This is a genomic window from Pseudomonas sp. NY15356 (genome assembly GCF_048068175.1).
GTDB lineage: Bacteria > Pseudomonadota > Gammaproteobacteria > Pseudomonadales > Pseudomonadaceae > Aquipseudomonas > Aquipseudomonas putida_K.
In genome coordinates, this window is the sequence record NZ_JBLUPW010000012.1 from 124913 (window position 1) to 140685 (window position 15773).

General features: G+C 64.5%; 17 protein-coding genes and 1 tRNA gene. 8 read left to right on the forward strand and 10 right to left on the reverse strand.

The window, feature by feature from the left end:
• Positions 1-194: 194 nt before the first annotated feature.
• Positions 195-271: transfer RNA gene (locus ACNFCI_RS12410), tRNA-Met, on the forward strand.
• 58 nt (positions 272-329) lie between these two features.
• On the opposite strand, the gene ACNFCI_RS12415 is transcribed toward ACNFCI_RS12410, so the two are convergent.
• Positions 330-947 (reverse strand): LysE family translocator, encoded by a 618-nt coding sequence (locus tag ACNFCI_RS12415; RefSeq protein ID WP_084858610.1) that lies wholly within the window; start codon positions 945-947, stop codon positions 330-332.
• A gap of 233 nt (positions 948-1180) precedes the next feature.
• Between ACNFCI_RS12415 and ACNFCI_RS12420 the strand changes: the two genes are divergently transcribed.
• Entirely contained in the window at positions 1181-2098 is a 918-nt protein-coding gene (locus tag ACNFCI_RS12420) for a LysR substrate-binding domain-containing protein (RefSeq protein ID WP_084858611.1), read from the forward strand.
• On the opposite strand, the gene ACNFCI_RS12425 is transcribed toward ACNFCI_RS12420, so the two are convergent.
• From ACNFCI_RS12425 to ACNFCI_RS12440, 4 genes are all read right to left on the reverse strand, one after another.
• Positions 2038-2610, reverse strand: a complete 573-nt coding sequence (locus ACNFCI_RS12425) for a D-Ala-D-Ala carboxypeptidase family metallohydrolase (RefSeq protein ID WP_084858636.1) — start codon at positions 2608-2610, stop codon at positions 2038-2040. The two genes, ACNFCI_RS12420 and ACNFCI_RS12425, sit on opposite strands and share 61 nt — an antisense overlap.
• Positions 2611-2763: 153 nt before the next feature.
• Positions 2764-3402 (reverse strand): carbonate dehydratase, encoded by a 639-nt coding sequence (can, locus tag ACNFCI_RS12430; protein ID WP_084858612.1) that lies wholly within the window; start codon positions 3400-3402, stop codon positions 2764-2766.
• Positions 3403-3454: 52 nt separating this feature from the next.
• The gene (gene rimI / locus ACNFCI_RS12435; RefSeq protein WP_084858613.1) at positions 3455-3910 is read right to left on the reverse strand and encodes a ribosomal protein S18-alanine N-acetyltransferase; all 456 of its coding nucleotides are present in this window, start codon (positions 3908-3910) and stop codon (positions 3455-3457) included.
• Positions 3907-4695 (reverse strand): energy transducer TonB, encoded by a 789-nt coding sequence (locus tag ACNFCI_RS12440; RefSeq protein WP_084858614.1) that lies wholly within the window; start codon positions 4693-4695, stop codon positions 3907-3909. Before ACNFCI_RS12440 ends, rimI begins: the two co-directional genes overlap by 4 nt.
• 240 nt (positions 4696-4935) lie before the next feature.
• On the opposite strand from ACNFCI_RS12440, the gene mksB reads away from it, so the two are divergent.
• The 3 genes from mksB to mksF are packed head-to-tail and all read left to right on the forward strand — an operon-like array spanning position 4936 to position 9750.
• Positions 4936-6225 (forward strand): Mks condensin complex protein MksB, encoded by a 1290-nt coding sequence (gene mksB, locus ACNFCI_RS12445; protein ID WP_084858615.1) that lies wholly within the window; start codon positions 4936-4938, stop codon positions 6223-6225.
• On the forward strand, positions 6215-6922 hold the full coding sequence (gene mksE / locus ACNFCI_RS12450; protein ID WP_084858616.1) for an Mks condensin complex protein MksE: 708 nt from the start codon (positions 6215-6217) through the stop codon (positions 6920-6922). The genes mksB and mksE overlap by 11 nt, the downstream gene beginning before the upstream one ends.
• A complete protein-coding gene (mksF, locus tag ACNFCI_RS12455; RefSeq protein ID WP_224456942.1) occupies positions 6919-9750 on the forward strand; it encodes an Mks condensin complex protein MksF in 2832 nt (943 codons plus the stop codon). Before mksE ends, mksF begins: the two co-directional genes overlap by 4 nt.
• A gap of 125 nt (positions 9751-9875) precedes the next feature.
• Here mksF and ACNFCI_RS12460 read toward each other — a convergent pair whose 3' ends face one another.
• The 5 genes from ACNFCI_RS12460 to rplU form a co-directional block, all read right to left on the reverse strand.
• Entirely contained in the window at positions 9876-10319 is a 444-nt protein-coding gene (locus ACNFCI_RS12460) for a CreA family protein (RefSeq protein ID WP_172403060.1), read from the reverse strand.
• A gap of 22 nt (positions 10320-10341) precedes the next feature.
• Positions 10342-11460 carry a glutamate 5-kinase gene (gene proB, locus ACNFCI_RS12465; RefSeq protein ID WP_084858619.1) on the reverse strand — a complete coding sequence of 373 codons (1119 nt, stop codon included), beginning with the start codon at positions 11458-11460 and terminating at the stop codon, positions 10342-10344.
• 78 nt (positions 11461-11538) lie between these two features.
• Positions 11539-12762: an Obg family GTPase CgtA gene (cgtA, locus tag ACNFCI_RS12470; RefSeq protein WP_084858620.1), complete on the reverse strand. Its 1224-nt coding sequence runs from the start codon at positions 12760-12762 to the stop codon at positions 11539-11541.
• Positions 12763-12950: 188 nt separating this feature from the next.
• Positions 12951-13208: a 50S ribosomal protein L27 gene (gene rpmA / locus ACNFCI_RS12475; protein WP_070092741.1), complete on the reverse strand. Its 258-nt coding sequence runs from the start codon at positions 13206-13208 to the stop codon at positions 12951-12953.
• A gap of 38 nt (positions 13209-13246) precedes the next feature.
• Positions 13247-13561 (reverse strand): 50S ribosomal protein L21, encoded by a 315-nt coding sequence (rplU, locus tag ACNFCI_RS12480; protein ID WP_011532169.1) that lies wholly within the window; start codon positions 13559-13561, stop codon positions 13247-13249.
• Between the two features lie 244 nt (positions 13562-13805).
• Between rplU and ACNFCI_RS12485 the strand changes: the two genes are divergently transcribed.
• The 3 genes from ACNFCI_RS12485 to ACNFCI_RS12495 all read left to right on the forward strand — a co-directional run bounded on the left by ACNFCI_RS12485 (position 13806) and on the right by ACNFCI_RS12495 (position 15678).
• Positions 13806-14774 carry a polyprenyl synthetase family protein gene (locus ACNFCI_RS12485; RefSeq protein WP_084858621.1) on the forward strand — a complete coding sequence of 323 codons (969 nt, stop codon included), beginning with the start codon at positions 13806-13808 and terminating at the stop codon, positions 14772-14774.
• A gap of 165 nt (positions 14775-14939) precedes the next feature.
• Positions 14940-15281: a zinc ribbon domain-containing protein YjdM gene (locus ACNFCI_RS12490; protein ID WP_196143766.1), complete on the forward strand. Its 342-nt coding sequence runs from the start codon at positions 14940-14942 to the stop codon at positions 15279-15281.
• A 151-nt stretch (positions 15282-15432) separates the two neighbouring features.
• A complete protein-coding gene (locus tag ACNFCI_RS12495) occupies positions 15433-15678 on the forward strand; it encodes a hypothetical protein (RefSeq protein ID WP_084858623.1) in 246 nt (81 codons plus the stop codon).
• The last annotated feature ends 95 nt before the right edge of the window (positions 15679-15773 follow it).

Sequence of the window (15773 nt, forward strand, 5' to 3'; positions counted from 1 at the left end):
AACTAGATACTTAGCTACCTTTTTATGCGATTGGCCGCCCCGCGCCTCGACTTATCCAGTCTGCGCAGCGCATTCTTTGCAGGTTGGCGGGCACACCGAGCGGTCCGCCCAGCTAAGCGTTTGAAAGGCTGGAAATTTTTTTTACAACGAGTGTTGACAGAGTCGCGATTCGAGCTAATAATGCGCGCCAAGTCGGCTACATAGCTCAGTTGGTTAGAGCATAGCATTCATAATGCTGGGGTCCGGGGTTCAAGTCCCTGTGTAGCCACCACCTTCAAAAAAGGGCTTATCGAAAGATAAGCCCTTTTTTATTGCGCTGAAAAAAACCGTCAACGCACGCCCGCCACTACCACGGCCAGGCCCAGCCCGATCAGGGCTACGCCGATCACCCGGTCGACCACCCCTTGTCGCTCGATCATCGCCTGGCGCAATCCGTCGCTCGAGAAGAACACCGCCACCAGGCTGAACCATGCCCAATGGGCGAACGACATGAATGCCCCATAGGCGAAATCCAGCGCCAGCGGGCTGCCCGGCCGCACCACCTGGGTGTAGGCACTGACGACGAATAGCATCGTCTTGGGATTCAGCGCATTGGTCAGAAAACCTGTGCGCAGGCCTTGGAGCACGCCAGCCCGAGGGCTCTGGCCGATGCCATCGAGTGAGATCCGTGAGGTGTTGGTCAATGATTTGTAGCCCAGGTAGACCAGGTAACCGGCTCCCACCACTTTCATGGCCAGGAACAGCGCCGGGCTCTGGCTGATGATCACGGCGATGCCAAGCACGGTGTACAACACATGCACCTGCACGCCCAGGGCGATCCCCAAGGCTGCGGCCAGGCCAGCCGTGCGCCCTTGGGCATAACTGCTGCGGGTGACCATGGCGAAGTCGGCCCCTGGGCTGATGACGGCCAGCACGGTGAACAGGGCGACGGCGATCAGTTCATTCACGGAAAAAGCTCCTCGATTGGCGATGAAAATGCACAGTGCGCTGATTATCGAAGGCTTATTCGTGGCGAAAAATCGATTTATAGTGCGGCAGACCTGCTAGTTTTTTTCACAGACAGGCGTAAGCCTTGCTGGCCCAATCGCGGGACAAGCCCGCTCCCACAGGGAAAAGCCCAGAGAGCCTTTGTGGGAGCGGGCTTGCCCCGCGATTGGGCCGCCACAGACGACACACGACCATGAAACTGCCCCCGCTCACCGCCCTGCGCTATTTCGATATCGCCGCCCAGACCGAAAGCTTCGTGCGCGCCGCCGAGCACCTGCACGTGACCCATGGCGCCGTCAGCCGCCAGGTACGCCTGCTGGAGGAAAGCCTGGGCATCGAGCTGTTCGAGCGGCGTAACCGGGCCCTGTTCCTGACACCGGCCGGCCGCAGCCTGCATGGCACCACCCAGTCGATCTTCGAGCAGCTCGAAGGCGCGGTGCAGCGCCTGCAAGCGCAGACGCAAGACAATGTGCTGGTGGTGTCCTGCGAGCCAACCATCGCCATGCGCTGGCTCATCCCTCGCCTGCCCCGGTTCCATGCTGCCCATCCCGACTTGCAGCTGCACCTGGTCGCCGCGGGCGGGCCGCTGGACTTCAGCCGTGCCGGGGTAGATCTGGCGCTGCGGCGCGACGACTTTCATTGGGAACGGAAACTGCACAGCCTGAAGATCTGCGAGGAGTGGATCGGCCCGGTCTGCCGGCAAGGCCAGGACGCGGGTTTCGACAACCAACGCCTGCTCTACAGCGCCACCCGCCCTGACGCCTGGAGCACCTGGCAGCGCCTGGCCGGGAAGAAGGCGCACCACACCGAGCGCAGCGACTTCGAGCATTTCTACCTGTCGATCCAGGCCGCCAGCGCAGGGCTGGGGCTGGCCATCGCGTCAGCGCTGATGGTCCGTGACGAACTGGACAGCGGGCAACTGGTAGCGCCCTTCGGCTTCCTGCGAGACGGCTCGGCCTACCACCTGCTCAGCCCCTTGCCTCTGGATGACGGCAGCAAGCGCCAGCGCTTCGCCGAGTGGGTGGCGGGCGAATGCCAGGCGTGCCTGGCTCACCTGGGCCTGGTGCAGAACGACGACCCCGAGCGACCGTCGCCGCCCCAGGTGCGATAGCCGGCCGTATCGAGGTGGATGCGCCCGGAAGGGTAGCGCCCCAGGCCCATGTTCCAGGCCTGGCCATGCTGCTGCCAGAACCGGCACAGCGGGTTGGGGTCGGCCCAGGCAGGCAGCAGCACGTCGACCGCGAAAGCCCGGGTATGGGCGCTGCCCACCGCGCCACCGGCACAGGCATTCAGGCGCGGGTCACGGTAGGCCGACACCACCTCGAACTGGCGCAGGATGCCTTGTTCGTCGAGGGTCTTGAGCAGCATCAGGGTAGCGCGCACCTGGGGCCACTGGGTGGCCGGCGGCACGGCGAAAGGTGAGGCCCTGCACAGGCGCCAGTCGGAGGCCGAACGTAGCAGTTGATGGATCGGTACCACGCCATAGAGACGAGCATCCACCAACATCTGGCGGAAGGCACGGGTCGGGTGGTCGCCTGCCCACTGGGCGAACATCCAGACATCCCGCTCATCGGCGTGGGCGATGCCTGCCAGCAGCCCTGCCACGCAGGCCAGCAGCTTCATGCCTTTCATTCTTCACTCCTGTGTACGCCATTACAGCGAGTAAAGCACGGAGCCCGCTCCCACAGGGGCAGCATTGGCCGCTTGTTCTCTGCGCGACAGCGCAGCCCGAAGGGCTGGGTAATCTCCCACAGGGTCAAAGCGCCATTGAGCAGTCTATTCCAAAGGCCGCAGGCGATACTGCGGCGGCAACTGGGCAAACCCGCTGATGGTGGTGTCCAGGCTCTTCCAGCGGCCATCCTTGATGCCATAGATGCAACCATGGATCGACAGCTCCTGCCCCCGGTGCCAGGCGTTCTGCACGATGCTGGTGTGAGCCACGTTGGCCACCTGCTGGATCACGTTCAGCTCGCACAGGCGGTCGACCTTGGCTTCCTCGGTATCGAGCTTGGCCAGCTCGCCGCGCTTTTCGTAGTACAGGTCGCGGATCGAACGCAGCCAGCCGTCGATCAGGCCCAACTGACGGTCCTGCATCGCTGCGCGCACACCGCCGCAGCCATAGTGACCGGTGACCAGGATGTGCTTGACCTTGAGCACCTCCACGGCGTACTGGATCACCGACAGGCAGTTCAGGTCAGTGTGCAGCACCACGTTGGCCACATTGCGGTGCACGAACAGGTCGCCCGGCAGCATGCCGACGATCTCGTTGGCGGGCACGCGAGCGTCGGAGCAACCGATCCAGAGGAATTCGGGGGTCTGCTGGCGGGCCAGCTTGGCGAAGAAGTCCGGATCGCGCTGCTTGATCGCATCGGCCCAGCGTTCGTTGTTGTCGATCAGTTCCTGCAGGTCATGCATGGTCGTTGCCTCATCAGGGTATGCCTGTGTGACACGGCCAGCGCCTGCAAGGTCACTCCTCGAACAGGGTGCAGGCCATCACCAGGGCGTCTTCGCGTCCGCCGGCAACGGGATAGTAGTCGCGCCGGCGGCCGATTTCGTTGAATCCGTAGCGCTCGTACAGGCGGTAGGCCGCCTGGTTGCTGGCGCGCACTTCCAGGAAGCATTCCCGGCCATTGAGCTGGTAGGCCCGGGCCATCAGGTGCTGCAGCAGGCGCAAGCCCAGGCCACGGCCCTGGTTCTCCGGCTTGACGGTGATGTTGAGCAGGTGGGCCTCGTCGATGATCACGTTGATCACGCCATGGCCGACTTGCTGCTGGCCGTCGAACATCAGCCAGACCTCATAGGACTTGAGCGCATCCTGGAAGATTCCGCGCGTCCACGGATGGCTGAACGCGGCATATTCGATTTTAAGCACGGCATCCAGATCCGCCTCGGTCATCGGGCGGAAACTGATCGAGTCACTCATTCAACGCTCTTCCAGCGCGCCATCAGCCGGCGCATCGCTTGCCAGACGTCCACCTTGCGCTGCGGCTCGTCCATCAACAGTTCAAGGCCCGGCAGGGCCCAGGCGTCGCCCAGGCCTTCGACCTTCAGTTCTTGGTAGTAGGCCTCGCCGTCGGCCTGGCCGGCAAAGCGCACGGCCGGCAGGCCGACCAGCCACAGGCAGGTGCAAGGTGCCTCTTCCAGGCGCGCGGCGATGAAACCCTGGACGAAGTCGCGCGCCGCCTCCGGCCCCTGGTCCATGTTGCCGCGTACCAGCAACGGCCAGCGCACCGGCTCGCCGATGATCTGCGGCGCATCGGGCAGGCCGGCGGCGCGCAGCATGTCCTTGAGCAGCAGGTACGACGGGTCACGGCTCTGGAAGGGCTGGCCGGTGGCCAGCTCGACCAGCACCAGGCAGCGGCCGGCGCGCAGCAATTGCAGGGCAAAACGCGGTGGCGGCAACGGCGCCGGACGGGGCGCTGGCACCTGCTCCTGGGCTTCGACCGACGTGCTGGCGGGCTTGGGCGTGCTGCCCGGCCGGGGGATCTCGATCTTGGGGCGCTCGACGGAGCGGGCTTGTGGGGCAACAGGTGGTGCGTCAGGCGCAGGTGCGCTTGGCCGTACCTCGATGGCGGCGTCTTCGACCGGCGCCAACGGCAGCAGCAGTTCCGGGCGCGACGGTGCAGCGAACGGCAGTTCGGCGCGCGGCAGCCAGTGCACCACTTGCATGGCGGAAAGGTAGGCGCGGCGGCGGGGCTCGGTCAGCAAGGCACGGGGTCCGGGGTGGGATTTTGGGGGTATTCTAACGTGTACGTCTTGGGTTTTGCAGGTTTGTGAGACCGAGCGCTGCGCGGGCGGCGCGCGATCTCACCAACACCCCATGACCCGGGACAACCACCGCACCCCCGGAATCTCCCCTTGCCCCCTCATTACAGACCAAGGGGTGAAATCCTCCCCCCCGGATGCAGTACAATCGCCCCTTTTATTTGGCAACGAGTCGACCCGCCAATGATCGAACCCAAGCGCGTCCTGCGCGCCCTAGCCGAACACTGGGCCTTGATCGAGCCGCTGTGCGAGCGCTTCGACCAAGGCACCCTGAGCCTGGTCGAGCTGCGCCAGCAACTGGCCCGGCAGCAGGTGGAAAGCACGCCGCAGGACATCACCCAGTTGCTCGACGTGTGGATCCGCCTGGACATCCTGGTGCCGGTGGCCAAGAGCCCGAACCGCTTCGAGCTCAACGCCCAGATTCACGATTTCCTCGCCTACCTGCGCCGCGAGCACCGCCTGGGCCTGTGCCTGGAGATCGAAGCCTACCTGCGCCACCTGGAGCGTCTGGCCGGGCATATCCAGGACGCCTTCGACAACCGCGACAGCGACGACCTGGCGCGCCAGCTGCGCCTGCTCGATATGCGCGTGCGCGACGTGCTCAAGAAGCTCGACAACGACGAGCAGGCGCTGGTGGCCGTGGCCGAGCGGGCCAAGACCAGCAACCGCCAGATTCCCCTGCGCCAGCGCTACGCCGAGGTCCTGGCGACCTGGGACGAGTACGTCGAGCCGATGATCCAGCTGGTCAATGCCGACGGCGCCTTCGAGCAAGGCGTTCGCAAGGTCGAGACCGTGCTGCTGCGCCTGCTGGGCGAGCAGGCGCGCCTGGGCCACCTGGTCGACGACGACATGCTGCTGCGCACCCACGCCCGTATCCTCGAGATGCAGACCAGTGCTCAGCTCACCCTGCGCCACGCCCGAGAACTGCTGCTGCCCCTGCGCGAAGAAGCACGCCGGCACAACGCCGTGACCCGCGGCGCCGCCCTGGCCCTGTCGGTGATCCGCAAGAAAGGCATCGATGCCGTGCCGCAAGCGGCCATGCCGATGTTCACCCGCCCGCAGAGCACCTTCCTCGGCAGTGCCAGCCAGGTCGAGGCGTACGTTTATGCCCTGGCCCGCTTCGAGCCCAAGCCGGCGCGCTTCCCCAAGGCACACAAGTCGCAGAAGGGCCCGCTGCCCCGCGCCCCACGCACGGTCAAGGAAATGCTCGAGCGCTGCGAAGACGCCCTGCCCCTGCCAGACCTGATGGTCTGGCTGCTGGAGCAGGAGCCCGAAGGCGCCACCGACGAATTGCTGTACTGGTTCTCGCGCCTGTCGCGGGAGAAGCGCTTCAGCCGCGAGCGCCTCGAACGCCAGGAATACACCACCCGTGAACACCTGGTCAGCCTGCGCTCCTTCGCCCTGACGTCCAGCCGCCAAGCCACGCCAACGACCACGTCCGACTCCAACGCGAGCCCAGCCAATGCATCTTGATCTTTCCGAACTGTCCCAGCTCGCGCCGATCTTCCGCGAGCTGTTCAAGGGCTTCCACATCAGCCGCCGCGACCCTGAACTGTACGCCCAGCTGTCGAACTTCCAGGACCAGTACCGCACCCTGTTCAAGGCCCTGGGCTTCGAGCTGGTGTGCGACACCCGCGGCTTCTACTACTTCGTGCCCGAGCAGGCCGCCGCCCAGGTCAACAAGACCGCACAGCGCCTGTCGCTGTTCACCTTCATCCTGGTCGAGCACCTGGCCGACCAGGGCCGCGACCCGATGGCCGTGCTCGATGGCGGCAGCGTCGGCCGCGACGAGCTGCCGTCCTTGCTGGAAAAGTACCGCGACCTGTTCATCCAGGCCGAAGTGCAGACCGTCGACGAGCTGGAAGAAAAAATCCTGCGCCGCATGACCCAGCTGGGCTTCGCCCACGAGGAAGGCGGCATCTACCGCTTCCTGCCGCCGATGCACCGTTTCCTCGACGTGTGCCTGTCGGTCCAGCAGGACCGGGACCTGGCCGCCACCCTGCACAGCGACCTGCCGCTGCCAACGCCAGTGCTGGTCGAGGAAGAGAGTCCGGAAGAACTCAACCGCACCGACGACCCGCTCGACCTCACCCCGTTCGACGGCGAGGAGAGCGAGGAAGAAGCCCTGGCCCGGGCCATTCGCGAAGAGCAACAGGAGATTGACGCATGAGCCAGGAACGCTACGGTATTCGCCGCTTCGCACTGCTCAACACCGCCGGCTACAGCCTGGGCCTGTTCCCCCTGGAGCACCCACTGTCGGTCTACGGCGCCAACAACCTGGGCAAGTCCGCCTCGATCAATGCCCTGCAGTTCCCGATCCTGGCGCGCATGTCCGACATGAGCTTCGGCAAGTACAGCCTGGAGCAGTCGCGCCGGTTCTACTTCGCCAGCGACACCAGCTACATCCTCTGCGAGCTGAACCTGCCTCACGGCCCGCACGTGATCGGCGTGGTCGGGCGCGGCCCGGGCGGCGGCTTCGGTCACCAGTTCTTCGCCTACCAGGGCCAGCTGGACCTGGCGCACTACCAGAAGAACGACACCTGCCTGCGCCAGAAGGAGCTGTTCACCAACCTCGAACAGCACGGCCTGAAGGCCTATGAGCTCAAGCCCGACGAGCTGCGCCGGCTGCTGGTCGGCGGCCACACCTCGGTGCCGCTGGACCTGACCCTGATCCCACTGCGCTCGACCAGCGAGCAGAGCCTGAAGACCTTCCGTGCGCTGTTCATCAACTTGCTGCACATGCGCGAAATCACCGCGGCCAAGCTCAAGCAGCTGTTCCTCGATGCCTTCGAGCACAGCCTGCGCTCGGGCAGCGTCGACTACATCGCCGCCTGCGAGGAAGCCTTCCGCGACGTACGCCGCATGGAACAGGACTACAACGCCCTGGTCGCCGCCGGCCCCCTGGTCGAGGCCCTGGCCGGCGGCGTGGCCCAGCGTGACATCCTGCGCGGCAAGCTGCACCGTATCTCGCCATTGCTCGACAACCTGCTGGGCACCTGGCAGGAATACGCCATGGCCCGCAAGGAAGAGCTGGTCATCCAATCCGAGCACTACCGCAGCGAGCAGGACCGCCTGCAGAACGACCAGCGCGGCGGTACCCAGGAGCTGATGCGCCTGGAGCGCGAGATCACCGGCATCCAGCGCTGGCTGGGCGAGCTGTCGGTACTCAAGCACCGCTTTGCCCTGGTCACCGACGTGAAGACCCTGGAGCAGCAACTGCTGGCCGCCAAGGATGCCCACGACGAACTGGCCGGCGCCCTGGCCCAGTCGCGCCAGTTCTCCGCCGAGGACCTGGACGAACGCGTTCGCGACCTGGAAAAACGCCTCAAGCAGGTCAAGCAGCAGCTCGACCACGCCGACAACAACAGCTATGCCCGCCTGCGCGAGGAGTTCTCGCAACAGGACGTCGACCGCCTGATGCGCCTGTTCAACGGCGCGCTGTTCAGCCTGCCACTGGGCGACCGAGGCATCGAGCTGGACGACAGCGACGTCTGGGTGAAAACCCTGGAAGCGGTGCTCGACAGCTTCAAGGGCGAGCGTTTCGAGGCGCCGGGCCTGTCCATCGATCTGTCGCACATCGACCCACCGGCCCTCCAGGCCCTGGCTGACCGCGCCGCCCTGCGCGACCAGAAAGAGCGCCTGGAAAAAGAACTCAAGCAACTCAAGACCCAGCAGGCCGTCGCCGCCGACCGCAGCGCCTCCAAAGCGCAGACCGAAGCCCTGTACCAACAGGTGCTCGATGCCCAGAAGGCCCTGGAAGACTATCGCCGCACCGAGACCCTGAGTGCCGAGGAACCGGAAAAGCTGGAACAGCTCGCCCAACTCGAAGCCGCCCAGGACGAACTCAAGCGCTCAAGCGACGCCTTCACCGAGCGCGTCCAGCAGCTGTCGGCCAAGTTGCAGCTGGTGGGCCGGCAGATCGCCGACCTGGAAGCCAAGCAGCGCACCCTGGAAGACGCCCTGCGCCGTCGCCAGCTGCTGCCGGCCGACCTGCCGTTCGGCACCCCGTTCATGGAAGCGATCGACGATTCCATGGACAACCTGCTGCCGCTGCTCAACGACTACCAGGACAGCTGGCAGGCCTTGCAGCGCGTGGACAACCAGATCGAGGCGCTGTACGCCCAGGTGCGCCTCAAGGGCGTGGCCAAGTTCGACAGCGAAGACGACATGGAGCGCCGCCTGCAACTGCTGATCAACGCCTACTCGCACCGCACCGAGGAAGCCCTGACCCTGGCCAAGGCACGCCGCGCGGCGGTCACCGACATCGCCCGGACCTTGCGCAACATCCGCAGCGACTACGACAGCCTCGAGCACCAGCTGGCCCTGTTCAACCGCGAGATCAACAAGCGCCAGGTGTCCAACCTGGAAAGCTTCCGCGTGGTCCTGGCACCGAACAAGGAAGCGCTCAAGCACATCGACCAGATCATCCACAGCGCCGGCCAGTACGAGGAAGGTGAAACCCTGTCGGTGTTCGACCTGACCCAGAGCGCCGAGCAGGACCACAAGAACGAAGAGGCCAAGGAGTACCTGGCACGGCTGGTGGCAGCCAACCACAACCAGTTGGGCCTGAAGGACCTGTTCGAGCTGGCGTTCGAGATCACCAAGATCAATGGCCAGCCGGTGATCCATGCCGACATCGACGGCGCCGCGTCCAACGGCACCACCATGACCATCAAGGCGCTGACCAACATGTATCTGTTGCTGCACCTGATGGACCGCGACCTGGCCGGGCGCATTCGCCTGCCCTACTACCTCGACGAGGCGGCGGACATCGACGAACGCAACCAGGCAGCGCTGCTGGAGACCAGCCAGCAGTTGGGCTTCGTGCCAATCCTGGCGAGCGTGAAGCCGCAGGTGTCGGCGCGGGTGGCGATCGACCTGGAAGGCGGCAGCGGGCCGAACGGTATCTACATCGACGAGGCGGACTGGAAGTACATCAGCCGGCTCGATGAGGTGAAGGCGATCGTGCGCGAGGATCAGGCCGAGGAGCTGGCCTGATTCGGTGAACAGGGGCCGCTTTGCGGCCCTTTCGCGGCACAAGGCCGCTCCTACAGGAATAGGCGTATCCCCTGTAGGAGCGGCCTCGTGCCGCGAAAGGAGGCCAAAGGCCTCCCGCTCGGGTGTTATTTAGCCCACGGCAGGATCGGAATCGCCGTCACCGCGTTCTGCGGGCTGCCTTCGATCAGCCGGTCGCTATACACCAGGTACACCAGCGTGTTGCGCTTCTTGTCGAGGAAGCGCACCACCTGCATGGTCTTGAACACCAGCGAGGTGCGCTCCTTGAACACCTCCTCGCCGTCCTTCAATTCACCCTTGAAGTGGATCGGCCCCACCTGGCGGCAGGCGATCGACGCCTCTGCACGGTCCTCGGCCAAGCCCAACCCACCCTTCACACCGCCAGTCTTGGCTCGCGACAGGTAGCAGGTCACACCCTCGACCTTGGGGTCGTCGAATGCCTCGACCACGATGCGGTCGTTCGGCCCGAGGAACTTGAACACGGTAGAGACCTGGCCGATTTCCTCGGCCCCGGCCAGCATCGGCAGCGCCAGCGCCGCCACGGCAATCATCCTTTTCAGCACGTTCACGCCCTCAGACCAGCACCAGGTTGTCGCGGTGTACCAGTTCCGGCTCGGCGCTGTAGCCCAGCAGGTTCTCGATGGCATCGGACGGCTGGCCGATGATCTTCTGTGCTTCCAGGGCACTGTAGTTGGCCAGGCCACGGGCTACTTCAAGGCCGTCAGGGCCGACGCACACCACCATCTCGCCGCGACGGAAGCTGCCCTGGACGGTCTTCACGCCCACCGGCAACAGGCTCTTGTTGGCCTGACGCAGGGCCTGCACGGCACCTGCATCGAGCACCAGGGTGCCGCGTGTCTGGAGGTGGCCGGCCAGCCACTGCTTGCGGGCGGCGAGCATGCCGCGCTCCGGCGACAGCAACGTGCCCAGGCGTTCACCGGCCTTGAGACGATCGAGCACGCGTTCGATGCGGCCACCGATGATGATGGTGTGGGCACCGGAACGGGCCGCCAGGCGTGCGGCGCGCAGCTTGGTCTGCATGCCGCCGCGGCCCAGGGCGCCCCCCGTGCCGCCGGCCACCGCATCCAGGGCCGGGTCGTCGGCGCGGGCTTCGTAGATCAGCTGCGCTTCGGGGTTGTTGCGCGGGTCGGCATCGAACATGCCGTCGCGGTCGGTGAGGATCACCAGCAGGTCGGCTTCCACCAGGTTGGCCACCAGGGCTGCCAGGGTGTCGTTGTCACCGAAGCGGATCTCGTCGGTGACCACGGTGTCGTTCTCGTTGATCACCGGCACCACGCCCAGATCGACCAAGGTACGCAGCGTGCTGCGGGCGTTGAGGTACCGCTTGCGGTCGGAGAGGTCGTCATGGGTCAGGAGGATCTGCGCGGTGTGCTTGCCATGCTCGCCGAAGCTCGACTCCCAGGCCTGCACCAGGCGCATCTGGCCAAGGGCGGCGGCGGCCTGCAGCTCGTTCATCGCGCTCGGTCGCGAAGCCCAGCCCAGTTGGCTCATGCCCGCGGCCACGGCCCCGGAGGAGACCAGCACCAACTCCACGCCCGCTTCCCGCAGCGCGACCATCTGCTCGACCCAGACGGCCATGGCGCCGCGATCCAGGCCTTTGCCATCCGCCGTCAGCAGGGCACTGCCGATCTTCACGACCCAGCGCTTGGCGCCCGTCACCTTGCTTCGCATCTTCTCTTCCAACCTATGTCGAATCTGTAGATACCAAAACGCCGCTCATTGGAGCGGCGTTTAGTGTACTGCAACCGATCAGTCGCGCACGTAAATGATTTCCGGGCCGTCTTCGTCGTCCTCGAAATCATCCCAGTCGTCATCGTCGCCAATGTCATGCACGCTCTTGACGCCCGTGCGACGCAGGGTGCGGGCATCGTCCAGCGCCTGCAGCTGGGCACGGGCCTCGTCTTCGATGCGCTGATCGAGTTCGGCCAGCTCGGCGGCGTAGGCCGGGTCATTGGCCAGGCGATCGGCACGGTCTTCGAGGTAGCGCATCAGGTCGTGGCTGAGCTGCTCGGTACCCTGCTTGGCGATGGCCGAGATCACGTACACCGGGCCGTCCCAGTTCAGGCGTTCGACCACTTCCTTGACGCGCTCGTCGCGCTCCTCGTCCATGATCATGTCGGCCTTGTTCAGCACCAGCCAGCGCTCGCGGTCGACCAGTGCCGGGCTGAACTGCGCCAGCTCGTTGATGATGACCTCGGCGGCATCGGCCGGGCTGCTGCCGTCCAGCGGCGCCAGGTCGACCAGGTGCAGCAGTACGCGGGTACGCGCCAGGTGCTTGAGGAAGCGGATACCCAGGCCCGCCCCTTCGGAAGCGCCTTCGATCAGGCCGGGGATGTCGGCGATGACGAAGCTCTTCCAGCGGTCGACGCTGACCACACCCAGGTTCGGCACCAGGGTGGTGAACGGGTAGTCGGCGACCTTCGGCTTGGCAGCCGAGACCGAGCGGATGAAGGTGCTCTTGCCGGCATTCGGCAAGCCCAGCAGGCCGACGTCGGCCAGCACTTTCAGCTCCATCTTCAGGTCGCGCTGCTCACCCGGCTTGCCTGGCGTGGTCTGGCGCGGCGCGCGGTTGGTGCTGGACTTGAAGCGGGTGTTGCCCAAGCCGTGCCAGCCGCCCTGGGCGACCATCAGCTTCTGGCCCGGGGTGACCAGGTCACCGATCACTTCCTGGGTCGAGGCGTCGATCACGGTGGTGCCGACCGGCACGCGCAGGAACAGGTCTTCACCCTTCTTGCCGGTGCAGTCGGTGCTGCCGCCGTTCTGGCCACGCTGGGCTTCGTGGTGGCGGGTGTAGCGGTAGTCGACCAGGGTATTGAGGTTCTCGTCGGCCACCATGTACACCGAGCCACCGTCACCACCGTCGCCACCGTTGGGGCCACCGTTCTCGATGAACTTCTCGCGGCGGAAGCTCATGCAACCATTGCCGCCGTCACCGGCTTTGACCCGGATCGATACTTCGTCAACAAACTTCATAAAAACCGCCTCTCGCCTTCCGACGAGCTGAATAGCTTGAACACCTGAGGCTCTTGCAAAAATGAGCGCGGCGGCCCCGTACGACCGTAGAAACCCACGCCGGCAGCCCATACAAACAGCTTTGCAAGAGGCTCACCACAAACGAAAAAGCCCCGTCGCATGACGGGGCTTCTGGAGCGACGTCGCGATTAGGCTGCGACGATGCTCACGTAACGGCGGTTGAACTCGCCTTTCTTCTCGAACTTGATCACGCCTTCGATCTTGGCGAACAAGGTGTGGTCCTTGCCCATGCCAACACCGTAGCCAGCGTGGAATTCGGTGCCGCGCTGACGGACGATGATGTTGCCCGGCTTGATAACCTGGCCGCCATACATCTTCACGCCAAGGCGTTTCGATTCTGAGTCGCGACCGTTACGAGTACTACCACCAGCCTTCTTGTGAGCCATGGTTCAATTCTCCAAATAAATTCAGGGGACCTAGGCGATTAAGCCTGGATACCGGTGATTTTGATCTCGGTGAACCACTGGCGGTGGCCCATGCGCTTCATGTGGTGCTTACGACGACGGAACTTGATGATGCGAACCTTGTCGTGACGACCTTGCGAAACGACTTCAGCCACAACCTTGGCACCTGCGACGACTGGAGCGCCGATGGTGACGTCGTCGCCGTTGGCGACCAGCAGAACGCGATCGAAGGTCACGGATTCGCCAGTGGCGACTTCCAGTTTCTCGATCTTGAGGAATTCACCTTCAGCGACTTTGTACTGCTTGCCGCCGGTAACGATTACTGCGTAAGACATGGTATTTCTCCGATAATCCTGCTCACCCAGCGCTTTATATGATGAGTATTGGCTGGCATGGCTGCACTGGGCTGGAACGGCCCGGTGCAATTGCGTAAGGCAGGTGCTGCCCAGGAAGTTAGGGTGCGCGATTGTACGCAACCCGATAAATGCTTGCAAGTGGCGGCCCCGGGCCACGGGCCGCGCGCCTTGACACACCGGGACCCGCGACCTAGCATGCCGCGCAACCTCAATGGAGCAGCCGATGCAACCCCAATCCTTCTACCGCGCGGTAGCTGACGATTTCAGTGCCGTCGACGAGATCATCAAGAAGCAGCTGACCTCGCGCGTGCCGCTGGTATCGAAGATCGGCGACTATATCACGTCCGCTGGCGGCAAGCGCCTGCGCCCGCTGCTGGTGCTGCTGTGCGGCAAGGCCCTGGGGCGCGAAGGCGACGACCTGCGCCTGCTGGCGGCGACCATCGAGTTCCTGCACACCGCCACCCTGCTGCACGACGACGTGGTCGACATGTCCGGCATGCGCCGTGGCCGCTCCACCGCCAACGCCCTGTGGGGCAATGCGCCGAGCGTGCTGGTGGGCGACTTCCTGTATTCGCGCTCGTTCGAAATGATGGTCGAGCTCGGCTCGATGCCAGTCATGCAGATCCTCTCCAAGGCCACCCGGGTGATCGCCGAGGGCGAAGTGCTGCAGCTGTCGCGGGTACGCGACGCCAGCACCACCGAAGAGGTGTACATGGACGTGATCCGCGGCAAGACCGCGATGCTGTTCGAGGCCTCGACCCACAGCGCCGCCGCACTGGCCGGTGCCAGCGACGAACAGCGCGAGGCCCTGCGCACCTTCGGCGACCACCTGGGCGTGGCCTTCCAGCTGGTCGACGACCTGCTGGACTACAAGGGCGACTCGCAGACCCTGGGCAAGAACGTCGGCGACGACCTGGCCGAAGGTAAACCGACCCTGCCGCTGATCTACACCATGCGCGAAGGCACCGCCGAACAGGCTGCCCTGGTGCGCCAGGCGATCCAGAAGGGTGGCCTGGAGGACCTGGAGCAGATCCGCGTCGCCGTGGAAGCCTCCGGCGCCCTGGACTACACCGCCCAGTTGGCCCGGGACTACGTCAAGCGCGCCATCGAGTGCCTGGAAGTGCTGCCCGCCAGCGAATACCGTGATGCACTGGTCGAGCTGAGCGAGTTTTCGGTAGCCCGTACCCACTGATTTCGCCTCCCCCATCGCGGGACAAGCCCGCTCCCACAGGTCCGTTACCCACAGAACCTGGTGGGAGCGGGCTTGTCCCGCGATTGCATTTGCACAGCAAGCCACATCTACCCGCCAAAACCTTATACAATGTGGGCTTTATTTCTCCTGTCCTGAGGAACCTCCGTGAGCACTTTGCCACCTTGCCCAAAATGCAACTCCGAATACACCTATGAGGATGGCACCCAACTGATTTGCCCCGAATGCGCCCATGAGTGGTCGCCCAACGCCGAAGCCGAGGCCGCCAGCGACGACGTGGTGAAAAAGGATTCGGTCGGTAATGTCCTGCAGGATGGCGACACCGTTACCGTGATCAAGGACCTCAAGGTCAAGGGCTCGTCCCTGGTGGTAAAGGTCGGCACCAAGGTCAAGAACATCCGCCTGTGCGACGGCGACCATGACATCGACTGCAAGATCGACGGCATCGGCGCCATGAAGCTGAAGTCGGAGTTCGTCCGCAAGGTCTGACGGCCTGCCGCTCGGGGTTGCCGCCCAGGCAGCCCCGACAGACCCTGAAACAAGGTCTCTGCCCCGCCTGGAAGAAAATAGCCAATAGGGCCTTGCTATTCTGATAATAAGAATTATTCTCATTGGAACCCGCTTTCCAAGGAGAACAGCCATGACCTATCTGATCGATGCCTGGCTCGACCGGCCCCACCCCTACCTGAGAATTCTCCACCGGGACACCGGCGAAGTGTGCGCCGTGCTCGAGGAAGACGCGCTCGATGAACTGCGCGACCAGGGCGACCTGGACATCAATGGCCTGAATTCAAGCGAGCCAGGGGTGCTCAAGGAGCTGGTACGCAATCTGTTCCTGTTCTGCTATGCGCGGGCGTTGCGCCCTGGGGGAACGGACTGGAATTGAGGCTGGGTTGAAAGAGAGGGGCGCGTTGCGCCCCTTTCGCGGCACAAGGCCGCTCCTACAGCCACCGCGCAGGGCTCTGTAGGAGCGGCCTTGTG

What these genes read in the sequence shown, in the direction of transcription:
- rplU (WP_011532169.1), bottom strand. Translation starts at nt 13,561, where the DNA reads ATGTCTTACGCAGTAATCGTTACCGGCGGCAAGCAGTACAAAGTCGCT.
- ACNFCI_RS12420 (WP_084858611.1), top strand. Translation starts at nt 1,181, where the DNA reads ATGAAACTGCCCCCGCTCACCGCCCTGCGCTATTTCGATATCGCCGCC.
- mksF (WP_224456942.1), top strand. Translation starts at nt 6,919, where the DNA reads ATGAGCCAGGAACGCTACGGTATTCGCCGCTTCGCACTGCTCAACACC.
- ACNFCI_RS12485 (WP_084858621.1), top strand. Translation starts at nt 13,806, where the DNA reads ATGCAACCCCAATCCTTCTACCGCGCGGTAGCTGACGATTTCAGTGCC.
- ACNFCI_RS12460 (WP_172403060.1), bottom strand. Translation starts at nt 10,319, where the DNA reads ATGATTGCCGTGGCGGCGCTGGCGCTGCCGATGCTGGCCGGGGCCGAG.
- can (WP_084858612.1), bottom strand. Translation starts at nt 3,402, where the DNA reads ATGCATGACCTGCAGGAACTGATCGACAACAACGAACGCTGGGCCGAT.
- mksE (WP_084858616.1), top strand. Translation starts at nt 6,215, where the DNA reads ATGCATCTTGATCTTTCCGAACTGTCCCAGCTCGCGCCGATCTTCCGC.
- ACNFCI_RS12495 (WP_084858623.1), top strand. Translation starts at nt 15,433, where the DNA reads ATGACCTATCTGATCGATGCCTGGCTCGACCGGCCCCACCCCTACCTG.
- rimI (WP_084858613.1), bottom strand. Translation starts at nt 3,910, where the DNA reads ATGAGTGACTCGATCAGTTTCCGCCCGATGACCGAGGCGGATCTGGAT.
- ACNFCI_RS12425 (WP_084858636.1), bottom strand. Translation starts at nt 2,610, where the DNA reads ATGAAGCTGCTGGCCTGCGTGGCAGGGCTGCTGGCAGGCATCGCCCAC.
- proB (WP_084858619.1), bottom strand. Translation starts at nt 11,460, where the DNA reads ATGCGAAGCAAGGTGACGGGCGCCAAGCGCTGGGTCGTGAAGATCGGC.
- cgtA (WP_084858620.1), bottom strand. Translation starts at nt 12,762, where the DNA reads ATGAAGTTTGTTGACGAAGTATCGATCCGGGTCAAAGCCGGTGACGGC.
- mksB (WP_084858615.1), top strand. Translation starts at nt 4,936, where the DNA reads ATGATCGAACCCAAGCGCGTCCTGCGCGCCCTAGCCGAACACTGGGCC.
- rpmA (WP_070092741.1), bottom strand. Translation starts at nt 13,208, where the DNA reads ATGGCTCACAAGAAGGCTGGTGGTAGTACTCGTAACGGTCGCGACTCA.